Below are 19,445 nucleotides of genomic sequence, written 5' to 3' on the forward strand. Positions count from 1 at the left end.
GGCGCAGCCGCGCCGATCCGGGATCCATCATAAGGCTCGACGGCGCCCTATGATGGATCCCGGGTCAAGCCCGGGATGACGAGGAGGATGTGGTTGTCGTGGAGCACACTCAGCTCCTGAGAATGACGAGGTTGCCGAGTGCGTCGACCTCGGCTGCAAGCCCCGGATCGAGCAGGATCGTCGCGTCGGATTGCTCCAGCATGGCCGGCCCCTCGATGGTCGCGCCGACGGGCAAGTCAAGCCGCGACCAGATCGCGGTCTCGCGCCACTCGCCGTCGAGATAAACCTGCCGAGAGCCGCGCCTTGCCGCCTCCAGCGTCGCGCCGGCAGCGGGTGCAAGCGCGCTCAGGTCGAAGGCCGGGCGACGCCCGATCGCGGCGGTGCGCAGCGTGACGATGCGGACGGGAATGCCCGGAAGCAGTCGGCTGAAGGCTGCGCCATAGGCCTTGTCGAAGGCGGCGCGGATGATCCGCGGCGTGATACCGGTCGTGCCTCTGTTGAGCGTCACCGGGAGCGGCACCGCGACGGTGTGCGTCTGTCCGAGATAGTGCATGTCGAGTTCGTAGATGACATCGATGCCGGTCACGCTGAGACCCGCGTCTGCGACGATCGCATGGGCCTCTATTCCCGCCTCGACCATGCGCATGTCGAGCGCCGCAGCATCGAGCCCGTCAAGCATCAGGTTCACCGTCTGGACGCCGTCATGGCGAATATCGGCGATGACGCAGCCCAGCGCCGAGGTTACGCCGGGGAAGCGCGGCACCAGCGCGCCGCGCAGGCCGACCTCCTTGATCAGCGCGCCGGCATGAAGCGCGCCGCCACCGCCAAACGGCATCGCCAGGAATTTCGCCGGGTCGTGGCCGCGCTCGATCGAGACCAGCCGGATCGCGCCGGCCATGCGGGCATTGGCGATCTTCACGATCGCCTCGGCCGCCGTCATCACATCGAGCCCGAGCGGCTCTGCGATCTTCAGGCGAATGGCCTCGCGGGCGGCCTCGACATCGAGGCTCTGCAGCGTGCCCAGCGGCTTGCTGCCGTCGATGCGGCCGAGCACGAGATTGGCGTCGGTCAGGGTCGGGCGGTCATTGCCCTGGCCGTAGCAGACCGGCCCGGGGCGCGAGCCGGCACTTTCCGGGCCGACCTCGAGCAAGCCGCCGGCATCGACGCGGGCGATCGAGCCGCCGCCGGCGCCGATGGTGGTGATCTCGATCATCGGGGTGCGGATCACCATGCCGAAATCGATCGTGCTTTGCGCTGCGAGCGCAGCCTCTCCGCCCGCGATCAGCGAGACGTCGAACGAAGTGCCGCCGAGATCGCCGGTGATCACGTCGGGGTATCCGGCAGCGCGCGCGATGGCGGCGGCCGCGATGACGCCTGCCGCCGGCCCCGACAGCGCTGTGCGAACGGGGAGCTTGCGCGCGGTCGCGGTCGACATCACGCCGCCATTGCTCTGGACGATGTGGAAGCTGCCGGTGAAGCCGTCTTCCGCGAGCGCATCCTCCAGTCGGCCGAGATAGGAGCCGACGAGAGGCTGCAGCGTCGCGTTCAGAGCGGTGGTCGAAGCGCGCTCGAATTCGCGGATCTCGGGCAGGATCGCCGAGGAACAGGCGAGGTGCTCGTTTGGCCAGATAGCGCGGGCCGCCTCCAGCGCGGCGCGCTCGTTGGCGGGGTTGGCGTAGGCGTTGATGAAGATGATCGCCAGCGCCTCGCAGCCCTGAGCGGCGAGCGTGCTGGCCGCCTCGCGCACCGCTTCGAGATCGACTTCAGTCCGGATCGTGCCGTCGGCCAGCGTGCGCTCTGGCACTTCCAGCCGGTTTTCGCGGCTGGCGGCGGGGGTGAAATCGCCCCATAGCCCCCAGGTCTGGCGGCGGTCGCGTCGGCGCATTTCCAGTGCGTCGCGAAAGCCCGGCGTGGTGATCACGCCAACCTTCGCGCCCTTGCGCTCCAGCAGCGCGTTCGTGCCGACGGTGGTGCCATGGACGATCGAGGCGAGTCCGGAGACCGGGCCGAAGGTCGTCAGGCCGGCGATGAAGCCCTTCGCCTCGTCGCCGCGCTGCGAGGGCACTTTCGCGACACGGAAGCGCTTCTCGCCTTCGTCGAACCAGAACAGGTCGGTGAACGTGCCGCCGACATCGACGCCGACGATGGCCTTGGGAGAGGGGGCGGTCATCGGCTTGCCTCCACGGCGATGCCGTAGTCGGCCAGAGCCGCCGTCTCACTGACATAGCCGTTGGCAACATCCTGCCGAACGGCTTGAGGATCCCGCTCTCCCGGCTCGCCATAGCCCCCGCCGCCGGGGCTCTCCAGCCGCACGCGCTGGCCTTTGGCGATGTGGATGTCGGTGATCTTGGTGACGAGCGGCGGCGATTTCTGGCCGTCGGCGCTGTCATAGACGAAGCGGTTCATCGCAGCCGGGCCGCCGCCCGCGACGCCGAAGGGCGGGAATTTTCCGCGCTCGCCGAGCAGGAAGACATCCGCTCCGCTCTGGGCAAGCGCCTCGATCTCGTAGATCGCGCCGCAGCCGCCGCGATGGCGGCCAGCGCCGCCCGAGTCCGGCCGCAGCGCCCATTGCGTGAACATCACCGGATAGGCCGCTTCCAGGATTTCGGCGGGCGGAATGGTTGCCGTCGAGATCGGGTTGTTGCCGTGGTTGAGGCCGTCGCACTCGGGATTGCCGCCCAAGCCGCCGCCGAAGAAGGAGAACATCACGAAGCGAGAGCCGTCGTCGCGATGGCCGGCGAGCGAGAGCGCGTTGATCGTGGCATAGGGCGAGCCGTTGGCGCGCTCGGGCGCAATCTGCGCGAAGACGCCGAACACCGTGTCGATGACGCGCAGGATCGTCTCGGTGTAGCCGCCAACAGGTTTGGGCGCGCTGACGCCGAGCAAGGTCGTGGCGGGGATGACGAAGGTGATAGGCTTCAGCACGCCGGCATTGGCCGGGACGTGCGGAAAAATGTGCTTGAGCGCGACATAGCAGCAGGCCACCGCGGTCGAATAGGCGATGTTGAGCGGGCCCTGGCAGGGTGGGGCCGAGCGCGAGAAGTCGAGCGTCATCAGATCGCCGGCGATGGTCAGATCGAGCGCGATCCGCAAGGGCTCATCGGTGATGCCGTCATTGTCGAGGAAATCGTCGAAGGAAAAGGTGCCATCCGGCAGGGCCGCGATCTCGGCGCGCATCAGCGCCTCGGCGCGGGCGCTGAAGGCGTCGAGCGCGGCATCGACCGTCGCCGAGCCATATTCCGCCAGCAAGGCGCCCAGCCGCTGCTCGCCGAGATCGAGCGCGTTGAGCTGGCCGTTGAGATCGCCCCAGTTCGATTGCGGCAGGCGCGAATTGGCGTTCAGGATCTCGACGATGTCGTGTTGGAATTGCCCCTTGCGCACGAGCTTCACCGGCGGGATGCGGAAGCCCTCCTGGAAGCTTTCGGTCGCTTTCGCATTGAAATTGCCGGGCACATTGCCGCCGACATCGAGCCAGTGGCCCACTGAAGCCAGCCAGCAGAACAGTTTCCCGTCGCGGAAGATCGGCCGCACCAGCCGCATGTCGTTGAGATGCGTGCCACCCTCATAGGGGTCGTTGAAGAGCCAGGTGTCGCCGGGCTCGTTCGCCGCACCCGCTTCGACGCGCGTGATCACGGCGCGGACCGCGAAGGCCATCGCGCCGACGAAGATCGGCAGGCCGGACGTACCCTGCACCAGCGTGTCGCCGGTCGTCGCGTGATAGAGGCCGTGGCAGGCGTCATGCGCCTCGGCGATGATCGGGTTGAAGGCGGAGCGATACAGGGTCGCGTCCATCTCGTTGGCGATCTGCTCCAGCCGCCCCTTGAGGACGGCGAGCGTGACGGGGTCGAGCGTGGTCATGAGGCCTGCTTGGTCTTTTGCGCTGCTACAAGCTGCGCGGCGATGACCTGCTCGGCCTCATAGGCCTTGCCGGCCGCGATCATCTGGGGCGTGCCGATCACGGCGTTGAGCTGGTCGAAATCGAACATCTGGTTGCGGAAGGGGTCTGTCGTGCCGTTCTGCCTGAGCGAGGCGTAGAAATCCTGTGCCGCCCGAGCCAGCGCCCGCACGATGCCGCCGGGAAAGATCACCAGCGAGAAGCCGAGCGCCTGCAATTCCCCAGCCGATTTGATCGGCGTGCGCCCGCCCTCGACCATGTTGGCCATCAGCGGCAGCGTGCCCTTGAGTTCGGCGACGACGCGGGCGAGCTCGTCTGCCGAGCCCGGAGCCTCGACGAAGAGCAGGTCGGCGCCAGCCTGCGCATAGGCATGCGCCCGCTCCAGCGCCCGGTCGAAGCCCTCGACGGCGATGGCGTCGGTGCGGGCGATGACCAGGGTCTCGTCCGAGGCGCGCGCGTCGGTCGCGGCCCTGATCTTGCCGACCATCTCGGCTGACGAAATCAGACCCTTGTCGGCGAGGTGGCCGCAGCGCTTGGGAAAGCTCTGGTCCTCGATCTGGAGCGCGTTGGCGCCGGCGCGCTCGAACAGGCGCATGGTGCGCTGCATGTTCAGCGCATTGCCGTAGCCGGTGTCGGCGTCGACGATCAACGGGATCGAGACGCGGTCGCGGATCATGGTGATGGTGTCGGCGACCTCGGCCATCGAGACCAGCCCGATATCGGGACGGCCGAGCCGCGTATAGGCGATCGAGGCCCCGGAGATGTAGGCGGCCTCGAAGCCTGCGCCTTCAGCGAGCGAGGCGGTCAGCGCATCGTAGATGCCCGGCGCCAGCACGATCTCGGGCTTGGCGAAACGGGCCTTGAGCGAAATCGTCATGGGCGGGGTCCGTTGGCGAGGGGCGCGGCTGCGAGCAACGCGTTGAGCGTGTCGAGTTCCTGCACTTGCGGCAGGGCGTCGACCCTGGCGAGGATCGCGGCGGAATGGGGTTCGCCCCAGACCGGCACCGTCAGGTCGAAGAATTTCTCGCGGATTTCGGCGGCGCTATAGGGGTCTTCGGTGTCGCCGCGATTGGTCAGCGCCTGCGCTTCCAGCACGCGGCCATCGGTCAGGGTCACCGTCACCTTGGCCGGGCGCAGGGCCGGGAGCTTGGCGGTCGCGTCAGGGTCCTCGGTCACGAAGACGCGGCGGGCGAGGTTGCGGGTCACGGGCTCCAGCCTGGCCGGCTCGCGGAAGGCCTCGACGGTCGCCGCGCCATGGACGATCGTCGTCGCGATCGAGAAGGGCAGCGAGAACTTTGCCGCCAGCATGTTGTGCGGCTCCTGGCCGGCGAGCTGGGCCGCCCAGATATAGGTGCCGACATCGATCCGGGCGATCGCGTCCGGCGCGATGCTGCCGCCTTCGCCGGCGACGATGCGCGCGAGCGCATCGAGCGCCCCGTGATTGTAGCGGCAGCAGGCATGGCGCTTGAAATAGTTGCGCGCGATCTCCCAGCGCTGCCCTAAAGCCTCGACCATCAGCTCGGGGCGCCAGTCGTCGGCGATGACGGTGCCGTAGACGGTGCCGAGACCGTCCGCCTCGCCGGACAAGCCGGCCGCGACGAAGTCGGCGACCATCAGGCCGATCTGGTTGGAGAAGCCGGCGTAGCTGTTGCGGATGGTGCCGCCCTCCAGCATCGTCTTGCGGCTGGTCGAGAGGCCAAGCGACGAGGCGACGTTGATCGTTTCGACGAAGCCCGCCGCATCGCGCCGGTTGAGCCAGGCGATGGCCACCGCCGCGCCGACCGTGCCCCAGGTGCCGTGCGGATGCATGGTGATGCGCAGCTTCGAGGCGATGCCGATGCGCGCGCCGATCTCGTAGCCGAGCGCGATGGCGGTGATGACGTCGCGGCCGCTGGCATGGGCATAGTTCGCTTCCGCGAGGACGGCGGGAACGACATGGATGCCGGGATGGCCGCGGGCGAACTGGTTGCCCTCGTCCATTTCCAGCATCGTGCCCGATGTACCGTTCAGGAAGGCGGCGATGCTCGGGGCTGCCTTGCGGCCGGCGCCGATGATGGCCGCGCCCGCGGCCTCTTCGCAGGGCGCCATGCGGGCCGCGAGCGCAATCGTCTCGGGTTCCTGCGCACCGGCCGCGATCGCGGCGATGCAGTCTGCGATCACCTGCACGCTGCGCGAGACGACCTCGGCCGGCAGATGCTCGAAGCGCAGGCCGGCGCAGAAGGTGGCGAGTCCCGTCAGCCAGTCCGGCGTATCGGGCCGCTGCATCACGGGTTCGGCTTTGACAGCCTCGCTCGTCCTGGGATGTCCGTTCATGGCAGCCTCACAATCCGAGATAGGCGTGTTTCAGAGAGGGATCGGCGGCGATGTCGACTGAGGGGCCGGACACGACGATGCGGCCGTTCTCCATCACATAGGCGCGCGTCGCCAGTTCGAGCGACTGCACGACGTTCTGCTCGACCAGCAGCACGGCGAGACCCTCGCTCGCGATCCGCGCGATCAGCGCAAACATCTCCTCGACCAGCAGCGGCGAGAGGCCGAGCGAGGGCTCGTCGAGGATCAGGAGCTTCGGCTCGCCCATCAGTCCGCGCCCGATCGCGAGCATCTGCTGCTCGCCGCCAGACAATGTGCCGGCGGCCTGCGTCATGCGTTCGCGCAGGCGTGGAAAGAGCGCAAACATCCGCTCTAGATTGGCCTGCCGCGCCGGCCTGCCGCGCCGGTAGCTCCCGAGCACGAGATTGTCTCGCACGCTCATGTTCGGGAAGATGCGGCGGCCTTCCGGGACATGGATCAGGCCGGCGGCGACGATGGCCGAGGGTTTCCGGCCGGCGATATCCTGTCCGAGAAAGCGGATCGAGCCGGCATTCGGCCGGATCAACCCCGACAGGGCGCGATTCAGCGTGGTCTTGCCAACGCCGTTGGCGCCCAGCACCGCGACGATCTCGCCGGGGTTCACGGACAGCCCGATGCCGCGCAGCACATCGGCCCCACCATAGCCGGCGATCAGGTTTTCGACCTCAAGCATGGGCCGCTCCCGCCCCCTGAAGCCGCTTGGCGGCGCCATGGCCGAGATAGGCCTCTATCACCGCGGGATTGCCGGCGATCTCGGCTGGCGTGCCTTGAGCGATGATCTTGCCTTGCGCCAGCACATGGATGTCCTCGCACAGGCTCATCACTGCCTGCATGACGTGCTCGACCATCAGGATGGTGACGCCGCCGTCGCGGATCTGGCGGATGACCGGGATCATGTCGCGGATTTCGGAGGGGTTCAGCCCGGCCAGCACCTCGTCGAGCAACAACAGCTTCGGTTCGGTTGCGAGCGCGCGCGCAAGTTCCAATCGCTTGCGGCCGGACACCGTCAGCGCCGAGGCCGGCTGGTCGAGCATCGTGGAGAGCCCGACGAGGCTTGCGACCTCTCGCGCCTTGGCTTGGGCCGCGTCGCGTCCGGCATGGCGCAGATAGGCGCCGACCGCGATGTTCTCGACCACCGAGAGGCCGGCGAAGGGCTGCACGATCTGGAAGGTGCGGGCGATGCCCAAGCGGGCGCGCAGATGCGCGGCTTCCGTGGTGATGTCCTGTCCGGCGAAGGCGATGCTGCCTTCACTGGCGCGCTCGAAGCCGGCGATGACGGCAAAGAGCGTGGTCTTGCCCGCGCCGTTGGGGCCGATCAGCCCGGTGATCGAGCCGGCCTTGACGGCAAGGCTCGCGGCATTGACCGCGACGAGGCCGCCGAAGCGCTTGGTGATGGTGGCCACAGTGAGCATCAGGACGCGCCCTCCGTCGCCGGTTTGCGTTTGCGGCCGAGCTTCTTCAGCAGACCCATGATGCCGTCGGGCGCAAACGCGATCGCCGCGACGAGCAGCGCGCCATAGATCACGAGATCGACGCCGGGAATGCGCCCGGCGAAGAGCTTCGTCAGTTCGCCGAGCCCATGCAGCGTCACCGCGCCGAGGATAGGGCCCAGCGGCGTGCCGATGCCGCCGATGATCGGGGCGATCAGCGACTCGATCGAGATCCACGCGCCATAGGCGATGTTGGCGTCGAGATAGAGATAATACTGCACGTAAAGCGCGCCGGCCGCGCCGGTGACGCCGGCCGAGAGCGTGATCGCCTTGAGCTTGACGGCAAGCGCATCGACGCCGAGCGCGCGGGCCGCGTCCTCATTCTCGCGCACGGCGGCAAGCCAGGCGCCGAAGCGCGAACGTGCGATCGCGATGGTCATGAGCAGGACGGAGCCGACCAAAGCGAGCCCGATCCAAACGAAGACGGCGCGGCTCGAAAACTGGAAATTCTCCGGCCGCATGTCGAGCTTGATCAGCGTGCCGGCCGCGCCGCCCGTGAAGGACGAGGCGTTGGCGAGGATGCGGAAGACCTCCGCGAAGGCGAGCGTCACCAGCGCGAAATAGGAGCCGCGCAGCCCCGAGCGGAAGCTGAGATAGCCGATGATCCAGCCGACGAGCGCCGAGAGCGCGATGGCTGCGGCAAACCCCGCCCAGGCGTTGACGCCGTAGCGCGCCTGCAGGATCGCGGTGGCATAGGCCCCGGTGCCGAAGAAGGCGGCGTGGCCGAAGGAGAACTGGCCGCCGAAGCCGCCGAGCAGGTTCCAGCCCTGCGCCGAGAGAGCGATGATCAGCGTGAAGACGATGAAGTTCAGCACCGTATTGGCGCTGACGAAAACCGGGATCAGCGCTGCCAGCAGGAGCAGCACGAGCGCGGGTGCGAAGGCGCGAACTGCGTTCATGCGCGCGCTCCGAACAGGCCCGTCGGCTTGACCAGCAGCACCAGGATGAAGATCAGGAAGATACCGATCTGGCCGAGGCTTTCGCCGAAGAACAGCCCGCACAGGCTCTCGACCACGCCGATGAAGAGAGCGCCGACGAGCGCGCCGGGGATCGAGCCCATGCCGCCGAGCACGACGATGGTGAAGGCGACCAGCACGAACGCGTTGCCGGCGCGCGGCGTGACGTAGAAGGTCGGCATCAGCAGGCAGGCGGCGATGGCGACGCAGGCCGCGCCCAGCCCGAAGGTGACGGCGTAGATATGGGCGACGTCGATGCCGGCGAGCGCAGCCCCGGTCTTCTCGCGCGCCACGGCGCGGATCGCCTTGCCGGTGTCCGTGCGGGTCAGCAGCAGGCCGAGCAGCAACGCCACCACGAGCGCGACCGCGAAGGCGAGTACGCGCGGCAAGGCGAGAAACGTGAAGCCGAGATCGACCGAGGAAAAGGCGTAGGGCACGTCGATCGAGCGCGTATCCGAGCGGAACATGGCGAGCATGGCGTTCTCGATCAGGATCGAGAGGCCGAGCGTGACGAGCAGGATGTTGCGGTCCTCGCCATGGCTCGCGGGGCCGATCACGAAGCGCTGGAGGGCGTAGCCGAGACCGAAAAACAGCGGCGTGACGATGAACAGCGCCAGATAGGGATCCAGCCCGAACACACTATGGGCGACATAGACGGCAAACATCGCCGCCGTCAGCGTCGCGCCATGGGCGAAGTTGATGATGTGCAGCACGCCATAGACCAGCGTCAGTCCGAGCGCGATCAGCGCATAGACCGAGCCGGTCATCAGGCCGTTCAGAACGGCTGCGAGGATGATGGTGGGTGCGAACATGAGGCTCCCCTTCTCCCCTTGCGGGAGAAGGTGGCCCGGCATTAGCCGGGTCGGATGAGGGAAGACTGGGTGAGGGCCATGCCGTTTGCGCGTCGGCACGGCCCTCATCCGTCATGGCTTCGCCATGCCACCTTCTCCCCCGAGGGGAGAAGGAAGCGGCCCCGTCGCGCCTTTACGCCGGCACGGGGAACACCGCCTTCGCGTCGGCGAAGTCTGTCGGGAAGATCACCTTGATGTCGGCGCCCTGCACCTGCGTGTTCACCGGCGCGCCGCCCTCGTTCTGGCCGTTGGTGAACTTGGTCGGGCCATAGGGCATGATGTGGCCGGCGAAGGTCGATGCGGCAAGCGCCTCGGTGAGCTTGGCCTTGTCGCCCGAGCCCGCCCGCTCCAGCGCGTCAGCAAGCAGCGCGACGCAGGAGTAGTTGAGCGGGATGTTGTAGGTCCAGAATTTGCCGGCGGCTTCGACCTGCTTGCGCAGCGCCTCGGCGACGGGCTTGCGCGGATCGTGCCAGTGGTTGCAGTCCATCACGAACTGGGCGGCGTCCTGGAATTCCTTGACGAAGCGGAAGTTGGAGGCCGCGCCGTTCAGCACGGCGTAGATGCCCTTGGGGCGGATGCGCTGCTGCTGCATCGTGCGGGCGAGAAGCGCGAACTCGCCATAATAGCTCGACGGGATGACGAGGTCGGGGTTCTTCGCCTTGATCTGCAATGCGACGTTGGACATGTCGCGCGACGGCGTCGGATGGGCGATGGTGTCGAGCACCTCGAAGCCGCGCTTGGGCAGTTCCGCCTGCATCAGCTTGGCAAGGCCTGAGCCGAACAGCCCGTCCTCATGCACCAGCACGACTGTCTTTGCGGGCTTGCCCGCGCCGTCGTTGAGCTTGGAGAGATTATCGAGGGCGGTCTTGGTCACGGTGCCGAAACCAGGGCCGAAGCGGAAGGTGTTCTTCAGGCCACGCGTGACGATGGCGTCGGAGACGCCGACATCGACGATATAGGGCAGGTCGTAGCGCGCGGCGGCCTGGCTCGCGGCAAGGCAGATCGGCGAGGCGAAGCCGCCGACGATGGCGACGACGCCCTCGGCCTGCATGCGCTCGACTTCGGCCGTACCGCCCTCGGGCGTCGAGCGGGCGTCGCCAAAGACCATCTGGAGCTTCGCGCCGCCCATGGCCTTGATGCCGCCGGCGTCGTTGATCGCCTTGATCGCGGCCTCCGCGCCCATCTGGCCCTGCTGGCCGTCATAGGCGAGCGCGCCGGTGACGGGCTGGAGGATGCCGACCTTGATGGTCGCAGCCTGCGCGCGGAGGACGGACGGCATGGCAATGGTCGCAGCGCCGCCGAGCGCTGCGGTGGTCAGCAATGTGCGGCGGGACATCTCGGTCTTGCAGGTCATCTCACGTTCTCCTCTGTTGTCGGTGGGTATCGTCTCGACCCGGTCTGTCGCCGGGCTTCCTGCTATTGGTCGGCCTTCAGGCCGCGCTCGCGGATGAGCGCGCCCCATTTCTCGCGTTCCTTGCCGATGAAGGCGTCGAGCCCGGTGGGGCTCATGGCGACGAACTCGACGCCGAGCGCAGCGAGCTTGGCCCGGATGTCGGGCGTCTCGAACGAGGCGCGGATGATGCCGTTGGCCTTGTCGACGATCGCCGGCGATGTGCCCTTCGGGGCCATCAGCGCCAGAAAGCTCAAGGCCTCGTAGCCCTTGACCGTCTCGGCGATGGCCGGCGTCTGGGGCAGGCTCGCCAGCCGTTCCGCGCTGGTGACGCCGATAAGCTTGACCTTGCCGGCCTCGATCTGCGGCAGCGCGGTCTGGACATTGTCGAACATCAGCTCGACCTGGCCGCCGATCAAATCCGTCATTGCCGGCCCCGCGCCGCGATAGGGCACATGGGTGATCTCGACGCCGGCCATCGCCTTGAACAGCTCGGGGGCGAGATGGCTCGTCGCGCCGACGCCGGAACTGCCATAGTTCAGCTTGCCGGGATTGGCCTTGGCCAGCGCGATCAGCTCCGCGACCGTGTTCGCCTTGAGCGATGGATGGGCGATCAGCAGCAGCGGGCTGCGCGAGAGCAGCGCGACCGACGCGAAATTGTCGGGGTCGTAGGGCAGCTTCGTGCGCAGATACTGGTTGGTGACATGGGTCGCCGGCGTCGCGACGAGGAGGTTCAGCCCGTCGGGCGCAGCCTTTTCGACATCCGCCGAGCCGAGCGCGCCGGACGCGCCGCCCTTGTTCTCGACGATGAAGCGCTGGCCCGTCGCCTGCGAGATCGCCTCGGCGGCGAAGCGGCCCATCACGTCGGTCGCGCCGCCTGCGGGATAGGGCACCACCACCTTGCCGGAACGCGCCGGCCAGGCGTCCTGTGCCGCGCACGGAAGGGCGGCAGCGAGCGCAAGAGCCGCGCCAAGCAGGCCGAACAGGCCTTTCCGAACCGCGATCATGGGCCTTCCTCTCCGCGCCATGGCGTCACGCTCTCGCCGTCCGGCTGGAAGTCGTTCGCGTCTCGTTGGCCGTGGCGGGATCGAGGGCTGCGGCCGGCATCGGCGACCAGCGTCGCTCGCCGGCATCGCCGGCGCGCTGCAGCTCCATCTGGAAGGAGTAGCGGTCGGGACGGTAGAGCGCCTGCAGATGCTCGACGCCGCGCCCGTCCGGGCCGAACACCACGCGGGTCAGCGACAGCAAGGGCGAGCCGATCTCGAGGCCGAGCGCCTCGGCGACATCGGGGCCGGCTAGCGTCGCGCTGATGCCCTGGCTTGCGCGCTCGACCACGGTGCCGGACCGTTCGAGCAGGCTCAGCAGCGGCGTGGCGGCGAGGTCGGTCTCGGAATAGGTCAGGCCGATCCGCTCGGGCACATGCGTCGTCAGGTAGGAGAAGGGTTGGCCGTCGATCAGGCGCACGCGCACCGAGCGCTGCGTCCGTTCTCCTGCGCCAAGGCCGAGCGCCTGGGCCACGGTCTCGGGCGGGTGGCCGTAGGAGAAGGCGAGCAGCCGGACGCCGGTGCGCCGGCCCATCTCGACCAGATGGGTCAGCATGTTCGAGAAATCCGCGACGATCGGGCGCGGCGCCTCGGGCTCGCGCACGAAGGTGCCGGCTCCGACACGGCGGTCGATCAGGCCGTCGCTGGCAAGGCTGTCCAATGCGCGGCGGATGGTGACGCGCGAGACGCCGTGCTCCAGCGCCAACGCCGGCTCGCTCGACAGCCGCGCGCCCGACGCGATCTCGCCGCTCGCGATCCGCTCCCGCAGCAGGAGATAGATGCGTCGCGCCTTGAGAGGTTCGAGCGATGCGTCCACGCAGGGCCTTTCGGGGCGACGGTTTGCGGATGCCCGGCTGGTTTCGGGCCAGACAGGTATTTGTCTAGCGTATAGAACAACTGCCTTGCGTCAAGCGGACCGCGCGCTATGTTTGCAGCGAGAGGACAAGAGCCCCATGCCTGATCCGCGCACCCTGTTCGACAAGCTCTGGGACGCCCATGTCGTGGTCACCAGGCCCTCGGGCGATGCGCTCCTGTGGATCGATCGGCATTTCGTCCATGAGGGGTCGTTCCATGCCTTCGCGCAGGTCGCCGGCCGCAATGGCGTCGTCGCCGAGCCCGGCCTGACCTTCGGCGTCGCCGACCATTACGTGCCGACGCGCAACCGCGGGCAGATATCCAATCCCGAGATCAGCAGGATGATCGACGATCTCTCGGCGAACACCGCGCGCCACGGGATCGAGTTGTTCGATCTGCACGATCCGCGCCAGGGCATCGTCCATGTCGTCGGCCCCGAGCAGGGGCTAACCCTGCCGGGCCTGACCATGGTCTGCGGCGACAGCCACACCTCGACCCATGGCGCGTTCGGCGCCTATGCCTTCGGCATCGGCGCATCGGAGGTGGCGCATGTGCTGATGACGCAGACGCTCTGGCAGAAGAAGCCGAAGCGGATGCGGATCACGATCGACGGGACGCCTGCGCCGGGCGTCGGCGCCAAGGATTTCATCCTCTCGATCATCGCGAAAATCGGCGCGGACGGCGCGCGCGGCTTTGCGGTCGAATATGCCGGCGAGGCGGTCAGGGCGCTGTCGATGGCCGGGCGCATGACCATGTGCAACATGTCGATCGAGGCCGGCGCGCGCTGCGGGCTGATTGCGCCCGACGAGACGACCTTTCGCTGGATCGAGAGCCGGCCCTTCGCGCCGAAAGGCGCCGCGCTGGAGGCGGGAATCGCTGCTTGGCGGCTGCTACCGAGCGACGCTGAGGCCGAATTTGACCGGGAGATCAGGCTCGATGCCACCGCGATCGCGCCGATCGTGACCTGGGGCACGAGTCCGGAGGAGGCGCTCCCGATCGATGCCTGCGTACCCGATCCCGATGCCGTGCAGGACGAGGCGCGGGCCGCCGCGATGCGCGATGCGCTGGATTACATGGGCCTGCGTCCGGGCGCGCGCCTCAGCGATGTCGTGATCGATCGCGTCTTCATCGGCTCCTGCACCAATGCCCGGATCGAGGATCTGCGGGCGGCGGCGAGCGTGCTGGCGGGACGGAAAGCCAAGGTGCCGGGACTGGTTTCGCCCGGCTCGTCGCTGGTGAAGCGGCAGGCGGAGGACGAGGGGCTCGACGCCATCTTCGTGGCGGCGGGGCTCGACTGGGTCGAATCCGGCTGCTCGATGTGCGTCGGCATGAACGGCGACGGCGTTGCGCCCGGCGAGCGCTGCGCCTCGACCACCAACCGCAATTTTCGTGGCCGGCAGGGGCCGGGCGCACGCACCCATCTGATGTCGCCGGCGATGGTCGCGGCGGCCGCCGTCGCCGGCCGGCTCGCCGATGTCCGGCCTATGCTGGAGGGGCGCAAATGAGGCAGGTGCGAAAGTGAAGCCGCTCTCCGTCGTTTCAGGCATCGCCTGCCCGCTGGGTCTGGCCAGCGTCGACACCGACCAGTTGATCCCCGCCCGCTTCATGAAGCGGCCGCGCTCGGAGGGCTATGGCGGCTTTCTGCTGCACGATCTGCGTCGCGACGAGGCCGGGGCGGAGAAGCCGGATTTCCCGCTCAACCGGCCGGTCTGGCGCGAGGCTCCCGTGTTGGTGGCGCGGCGCAATTTCGGCTCGGGCTCGTCGCGGGAGGCTGCGGTCTATGCGCTTGCCGACCACGGCGTCCGGGTGGTGCTCGCGCCAACCTTCGGGGACATCTTCGCCTCGAACGCGGTCAAGAACGGGTTGCTGCCGGCGGCGCTGGACGAGGCCGCGATCGAGGAATTGCTGGCTGCCGTAACAGTGACGCCGGACCTGCCGGTGACGGTCGATCTCGCCGGGCAGACCGTGTCATGGGGCAATCGCTCGCTCGATTTCGCGATCGACCCGGTCTGGCGCGAGCAACTGCTCAATGGCTGGGACGATATCGACGTGACGCGGTCGTTTGCGGGTGAGATCGCGCGGTTTCGCAAGACGGATGCAGGACAGCGGCCTTGGGCGCGGCCGGCTGTCGCAGTGCGCGTTGCTGCCGAACAGGACTGACCCGGAGGAAGAAATACCACGTCATTCCGGACAAGCGGCGAAGCCGCGCCGATCCGGAATCCATCATCAGGCGCCGTCGTTGCTCGAGGATGGATTCCGGATCTCCGCTTGGCTGCGCCCGGAATGACGGCTGAAGAACGGCCGCGAGGCCTGCCCGCTCAGAACAGCAGATGCGGCGCAAACAGCGCCAGCCCCATGAAGGCGAGCGCCAGGCCGCCGAGCCCGCCGCCGACGAAGGCGAGCATGCTCACTCCCGTGATGATCGAGGCGGAGGCGACGACGATGCCGATCTGGAGCAGGCCCGAGGCGATCTCGAAATTCTCGTTCTTGGCCTTGTAGTCGTCGCGGTCGTGCTCGGTCTTCTTGGCGCGGGCCATCAGTTCCTTGCGGCCCTCATTGGTCTCGGGCTCGGATTCGTAACGGGCGACCGTCGCCTTCCAGCTCTCGATGCGCTTGCCCATGCGCTCCTTCGCAGCCGGGTCGGTCGCGCCGGCGAGGTCGACCTCCATGGCGTCGGCGGCCGTGCGCAGGGTGGTGCCGCGGATCGTCTTGGCCTGGAAGAAGGCCCAGAGATTGGAGGCTTCGATGTTCTTGGCGACGGCCTCGTTCTCGGCCTGCTTGCCGCCGATCTCGGCCAGCGACAGCATCAGCGCCAGAATCGCGATCAGCAGCGCGACCTTCTTGTTGCCGCCCTCGGGCGCGTCGTGATGTCCGGACATGAATCGATCTTCCCCCAGCCAGATGGCGGCTGGTGTTTAGGCGATTCCGATGAGGCTTCAAGCGTTTTTTGCAGGGCAGCATTGCGCCGGCTGCGGATCAGCGTCCGGCGCGTGGATGGGCCGCGTCATAGGCGGCCATCAGGCGCGTGGAATCGATGCGGGTGTAGATCTGCGTCGTCGAAAGCGAGGCGTGGCCGAGCAATTCCTGGATCGCTCTGAGATCGCCGCCGCGCCCGAGCAGATGCGTCGCGAAGGAGTGGCGCAAGGCGTGCGGCGTCGCCGAGGAGGGCAGGCCGAGCGCGCCGCGCAGGCCCTCGACCGCGAGCTGGATGATGCGTGGCGACAGGGGGCCGCCCTTGACGCCGAGGAAAAGCGGCCCGTCCGGCGGGAGCCGCCATGGGCAGAGCGCGAGATAGTCGGCGATGGCGGTGACGACGACCGGCAGCACAGGCACCATGCGGGTCTTCTGGCCCTTGCCGATGACCGTCAGCGTCTCGCCGGCATGGGCGGGGGCCTGCGCGCGCGTCAGCGACAGCGCCTCCGAAATGCGCAGGCCGCAGCCATAGAGCAACGCAAGCACGGCAGCGTCTCGCGCCAGCACCCAGGCCTCGCGCTCCTCGCCGGCGCGGATATCGGCCTGCGTCATGGCCTTTGCGGCGCGGGCGTCGAGCGGGCGCGGCAGGGACTTGCCGATGCGCGGGCCGCGCGTCGCGGCGAACGCCGCCGCCGTCAGCTTGCCGGTGCGCTCGCCGAAGCGCGCGAAGGAGCGCAAGCTCGCAAGCTGGCGCATCAGCGTGCGATTGCCGACGCCGTCGCGCCGGCGCTGGCCGAGAAAGGCGCGCAGGTCGAAGGGTTTCAGCGCGGCGATGTCGGCGAGCGCGGGCGCTGCCCCGAGATGACCGTCGAGAAATGCCTGAAACTGACCGAGATCGCGGCCATAGGCATCGAGCGTCTTCGGCGAGAGCCGGCGCTCATGCGCGAGATGGGCGAGCCAGTCCTGACGTAGGGATTCGAGATCGGTCATGGCACGGCACTTTCATCGTGGTCGGGTCCGACCATGATGCTCCTGCCTTAACACTCCCCGAATCGGTGCTAGACACGCGCCCATGAGCGACGGGCCAGACAGCGCGGGGGAAGGCGGCACGGTCGATGTCCTGATCCCGCTCGGGCTCGACCAGGCCTATAGCTATGCGGTTCCCGCCGGGCTCGTGCTGAAGCCGGGCGATGTCGTGCAGGTGCCGCTCGGGCCGCGCGAGACCGCTGGCGTGGTCTGGAGCATCGGTGCGGGGCGCGGCGGCAATCTCAAGAAGGTCACCGGCAAGCTCGACATGCCGGCGCTCGATGGCGCGCTGATGAAGCTGGTCGACTGGGTGGCGTGGTACACGCTCGCGCCCAAGGGCTCGGTGCTGGCGCTGGCCTTGCGCCGCCCGCCCGACGATACGCCGGAGCGGCCCAAGCTCGGTGTCAGGCTGGTCGGCGCGCCGCCGGCCCGGATGACGCCGGCCCGGGCGCGGGCCATCGCGGCGGCCGAAGGCGGGCTGCTGATCGGCAAATCGGCGCTGGCCGAGGCTGCCTCCGTCAGCACGGCGGTGATCGACGCACTGGTCGACGCCGGCACCTTCACGGTCGAGGCGTTGCCGCGCGACGCGGTTGCAGCCATTCCCGATCCGGAATTCGCCAAGCCTGAGCTGTCTGACGACCAGTCTGCGGCGGCTGCCGCACTCGTCGCCTCGGTCGCGGCAGCCGGCTACGGCGTGACGCTGCTCGAAGGCGTCACTGGCTCGGGCAAGACCGAGGTCTATTTCGAGGCCGTCGCCGAAGCGATCCGGCAGGGCCGGCAAAGCCTGATCCTGATGCCGGAGATCGCGCTGACGGCGCAGTTCATCGACCGTTTCGAGGCCCGCTTCGGGGTCAGGCCCGGCCTGTGGCACTCGGCCGTGACCGGGCGCAGGCGCGAGCGGCTGCAGGCTGCAATCGCCACCGGCGAGGCCAAAGTGGTGGCAGGCGCGCGCTCGGCGCTGTTCCTGCCCTATCGCGACCTCGGCCTGATCGTCGTCGATGAGGAGCATGAGGCCGCCTACAAGCAGGAGGACGGCGTCAGTTATCACGCCCGCGACATGGCGGTGGTGCGGGGCAGGATCGAGAACGCGATGGTCGTCCTGACCTCGGCGACGCCCTCGCTGGAAACCCGCGTCAATGCGCAGCGCGGCCGCTATGTGCATCTCAAGCTGCCCGAGCGCTTCGGTGGCCGCGAACTGCCGGCGCTCGGTCTGGTCGATCTGCGCCGGGACAAGCCCGAGCGCGGGCGCTGGATCTCAGGGGCGCTCGTCAAGGCGATCCGCGACAATCTCGAAGCGAAGGAGCAATCGCTGCTGTTCCTGAACCGGCGCGGCTATGCGCCGCTGACTCTGTGCCGCGATTGCGGACATCGGTTCCAGTGTCCCAACTGCTCGGCCTGGCTGGTCGATCATCGCTTCCGGCGAGCGCTGGTCTGCCATCACTGCGGCCATGTCGAGCGCCGGCCGCATGAATGCCCCGCCTGCCATGCGCCCGACAGCCTGTCGGCCTGCGGGCCGGGCGTCGAACGGCTGGCCGAGGAGGTCGCGACGCTGTTTCCGCAAGCGCGCGCGATCGTGCTGTCGAGCGATTTTCCCGGTGGCACCGAACGGCTGAAGACGGAGCTGATGGCGGTGGCCAATGGCGAGTTCGATATCGTCATCGGCACGCAGCTCGTCGCCAAGGGCCATAATTTTCCGGGCATGACGCTGGTGGGCGTGGTCGATGCCGATCTCGGCCTGACCTCGGGCGATCCGCGCGCCGCCGAGCGCACCTTTCAGGTGCTCAGGCAGGTCACGGGCCGGGCCGGGCGCGGCGAGAGGCCGGGGCGGGCGCTGCTGCAGACGCATGATCCCGGTCACCCCGTGCTCAAGGCGCTGATCTCGGGCGACCCGGAGCGGTTTTATGCCGCAGAGACCGCCTCGCGCGAGGCCGCGGGCCTGCCGCCTTTCGGGCGTCTGGCGGGGCTGATCGTCTCGGCCAGCAGCGCGGCCGAAGCCGAGAGCCATGCAAGGGCCTTGGCGCGCTGCGCGGAGGCGCCGGAGGGGGTTTTCGTGCTTGGACCGGCGGAGGCGCCGCTTGCCGTGCTGCGCGGCCGGCACCGCGTGCGGCTGATCGTCAAGACCGGGCGCGAGTTCAATTTGCAGGACTATCTGCGCGGCTGGCTGAAGCGCGGGCCCAAGCCGAAAGGCTCGGTGCGCGTCGCGGTCGATGTCGATCCGCAGAGCTTTCTCTAGCGCGCGGCCTCGATGCTGACGACGCGCCTGCTTTCGGAGCCGATGCCGCGACGACCCGGCCGATCCGCGTTCCTGAAATAGAGCTTGCCCTCGATCGTCAGGAAATAGACCTGCTCGGTATCGCCATCGGTGTAGCTCATGTTGATGACGTTCTCGAAGGCGACATCCCAGACCCCCGTGTAGAGGTCGCCGTCCTCGTCCGTCAGGGCGAAGCTCTTGTCGCGGCGAAACGTGTAGACTCGGCCGTTGCCGAGGGTGATGCGGCGGCCAGCGACCGTGTCGAAGCTGAGCTTGCGGTTGCGGGTCTCGCCGCCAAGCCGGACATCCTGGGCCCTTGCGACGCCAGCCACGGAGCCGGCAACAAGGCACAGGCCGCCAAGAACCAGCCACCGTCTCGTTTCAGCCGCCATCTGGACCGTTCCCATCGTATGGATATTGTCCGAT

At 68.2% G+C, this 19,445-nt stretch carries 17 protein-coding genes; 3 read left to right on the top strand and 14 right to left on the bottom strand.

Annotated elements, in window-relative coordinates:
• Positions 1-109 precede the first annotated feature (109 nt).
• The 11 genes from AC1DZY_RS08180 to AC1DZY_RS08230 form a co-directional block, all read right to left on the bottom strand.
• Positions 110-2,170, bottom strand: coding sequence for a hydantoinase/oxoprolinase family protein (locus AC1DZY_RS08180; protein ID WP_476819597.1), 2,061 nt, complete (start codon positions 2,168-2,170; stop codon positions 110-112).
• Positions 2,167-3,858, bottom strand: a complete 1,692-nt coding sequence (locus AC1DZY_RS08185) for a hydantoinase B/oxoprolinase family protein (protein ID WP_476819598.1) — start codon at positions 3,856-3,858, stop codon at positions 2,167-2,169. The genes AC1DZY_RS08180 and AC1DZY_RS08185 overlap by 4 nt, the downstream gene beginning before the upstream one ends.
• Positions 3,855-4,766: an isocitrate lyase/PEP mutase family protein gene (locus AC1DZY_RS08190; protein ID WP_476819745.1), complete on the bottom strand. Its 912-nt coding sequence runs from the start codon at positions 4,764-4,766 to the stop codon at positions 3,855-3,857. The genes AC1DZY_RS08185 and AC1DZY_RS08190 overlap by 4 nt, the downstream gene beginning before the upstream one ends.
• 2 nt (positions 4,767-4,768) lie before the next feature.
• Positions 4,769-6,208 carry an MmgE/PrpD family protein gene (locus AC1DZY_RS08195; RefSeq protein WP_476819599.1) on the bottom strand — a complete coding sequence of 480 codons (1,440 nt, stop codon included), beginning with the start codon at positions 6,206-6,208 and terminating at the stop codon, positions 4,769-4,771.
• A 7-nt stretch (positions 6,209-6,215) separates the two neighbouring features.
• Entirely contained in the window at positions 6,216-6,917 is a 702-nt protein-coding gene (locus AC1DZY_RS08200) for an ABC transporter ATP-binding protein (protein WP_476819600.1), read from the bottom strand.
• Complete coding sequence (locus AC1DZY_RS08205) at positions 6,910-7,656, bottom strand: ABC transporter ATP-binding protein (protein WP_476819601.1); 747 nt, start codon at positions 7,654-7,656, stop codon at positions 6,910-6,912. The genes AC1DZY_RS08200 and AC1DZY_RS08205 overlap by 8 nt, the downstream gene beginning before the upstream one ends.
• Entirely contained in the window at positions 7,656-8,633 is a 978-nt protein-coding gene (locus AC1DZY_RS08210; protein WP_476819602.1) for a branched-chain amino acid ABC transporter permease, read from the bottom strand. The genes AC1DZY_RS08205 and AC1DZY_RS08210 overlap by 1 nt, the downstream gene beginning before the upstream one ends.
• On the bottom strand, positions 8,630-9,502 hold the full coding sequence (locus AC1DZY_RS08215) for a branched-chain amino acid ABC transporter permease (RefSeq protein ID WP_476819603.1): 873 nt from the start codon (positions 9,500-9,502) through the stop codon (positions 8,630-8,632). The genes AC1DZY_RS08210 and AC1DZY_RS08215 overlap by 4 nt, the downstream gene beginning before the upstream one ends.
• A gap of 172 nt (positions 9,503-9,674) precedes the next feature.
• Complete coding sequence (locus tag AC1DZY_RS08220) at positions 9,675-10,895, bottom strand: ABC transporter substrate-binding protein (protein WP_476819604.1); 1,221 nt, start codon at positions 10,893-10,895, stop codon at positions 9,675-9,677.
• Positions 10,896-10,957: 62 nt separating this feature from the next.
• A complete protein-coding gene (locus AC1DZY_RS08225) occupies positions 10,958-11,938 on the bottom strand; it encodes a Bug family tripartite tricarboxylate transporter substrate binding protein (RefSeq protein ID WP_476819605.1) in 981 nt (326 codons plus the stop codon).
• A 25-nt stretch (positions 11,939-11,963) separates the two neighbouring features.
• Positions 11,964-12,791 (bottom strand): GntR family transcriptional regulator, encoded by an 828-nt coding sequence (locus tag AC1DZY_RS08230; protein ID WP_476819606.1) that lies wholly within the window; start codon positions 12,789-12,791, stop codon positions 11,964-11,966.
• 136 nt (positions 12,792-12,927) lie between these two features.
• Here AC1DZY_RS08230 and leuC point away from each other — a divergent pair, with 136 nt between their 5' ends.
• Positions 12,928-14,334 carry a 3-isopropylmalate dehydratase large subunit gene (gene leuC, locus AC1DZY_RS08235; protein WP_476819607.1) on the top strand — a complete coding sequence of 469 codons (1,407 nt, stop codon included), beginning with the start codon at positions 12,928-12,930 and terminating at the stop codon, positions 14,332-14,334.
• Between the two features lie 13 nt (positions 14,335-14,347).
• Entirely contained in the window at positions 14,348-14,989 is a 642-nt protein-coding gene (leuD, locus tag AC1DZY_RS08240; RefSeq protein ID WP_476819608.1) for a 3-isopropylmalate dehydratase small subunit, read from the top strand.
• Between the two features lie 158 nt (positions 14,990-15,147).
• On the opposite strand, the gene AC1DZY_RS08245 is transcribed toward leuD, so the two are convergent.
• A complete protein-coding gene (locus tag AC1DZY_RS08245) occupies positions 15,148-15,708 on the bottom strand; it encodes a DUF4337 domain-containing protein (protein ID WP_476819609.1) in 561 nt (186 codons plus the stop codon).
• Positions 15,709-15,805: 97 nt separating this feature from the next.
• Positions 15,806-16,732 (bottom strand): tyrosine recombinase XerC, encoded by a 927-nt coding sequence (locus AC1DZY_RS08250; protein ID WP_476819610.1) that lies wholly within the window; start codon positions 16,730-16,732, stop codon positions 15,806-15,808.
• Between the two features lie 82 nt (positions 16,733-16,814).
• Here AC1DZY_RS08250 and AC1DZY_RS08255 point away from each other — a divergent pair, with 82 nt between their 5' ends.
• Positions 16,815-19,001 carry a primosomal protein N' gene (locus AC1DZY_RS08255; RefSeq protein ID WP_476819611.1) on the top strand — a complete coding sequence of 729 codons (2,187 nt, stop codon included), beginning with the start codon at positions 16,815-16,817 and terminating at the stop codon, positions 18,999-19,001.
• Here the strand turns inward: AC1DZY_RS08255 and AC1DZY_RS08260 are convergent.
• The gene (locus tag AC1DZY_RS08260) at positions 18,998-19,411 is read right to left on the bottom strand and encodes a hypothetical protein (RefSeq protein WP_476819612.1); all 414 of its coding nucleotides are present in this window, start codon (positions 19,409-19,411) and stop codon (positions 18,998-19,000) included. The genes AC1DZY_RS08255 and AC1DZY_RS08260 overlap by 4 nt on opposite strands.
• Positions 19,412-19,445: the final 34 nt, after the last annotated feature.

It is taken from the genome of Allobosea sp. P2_A10 (assembly GCF_056405115.1).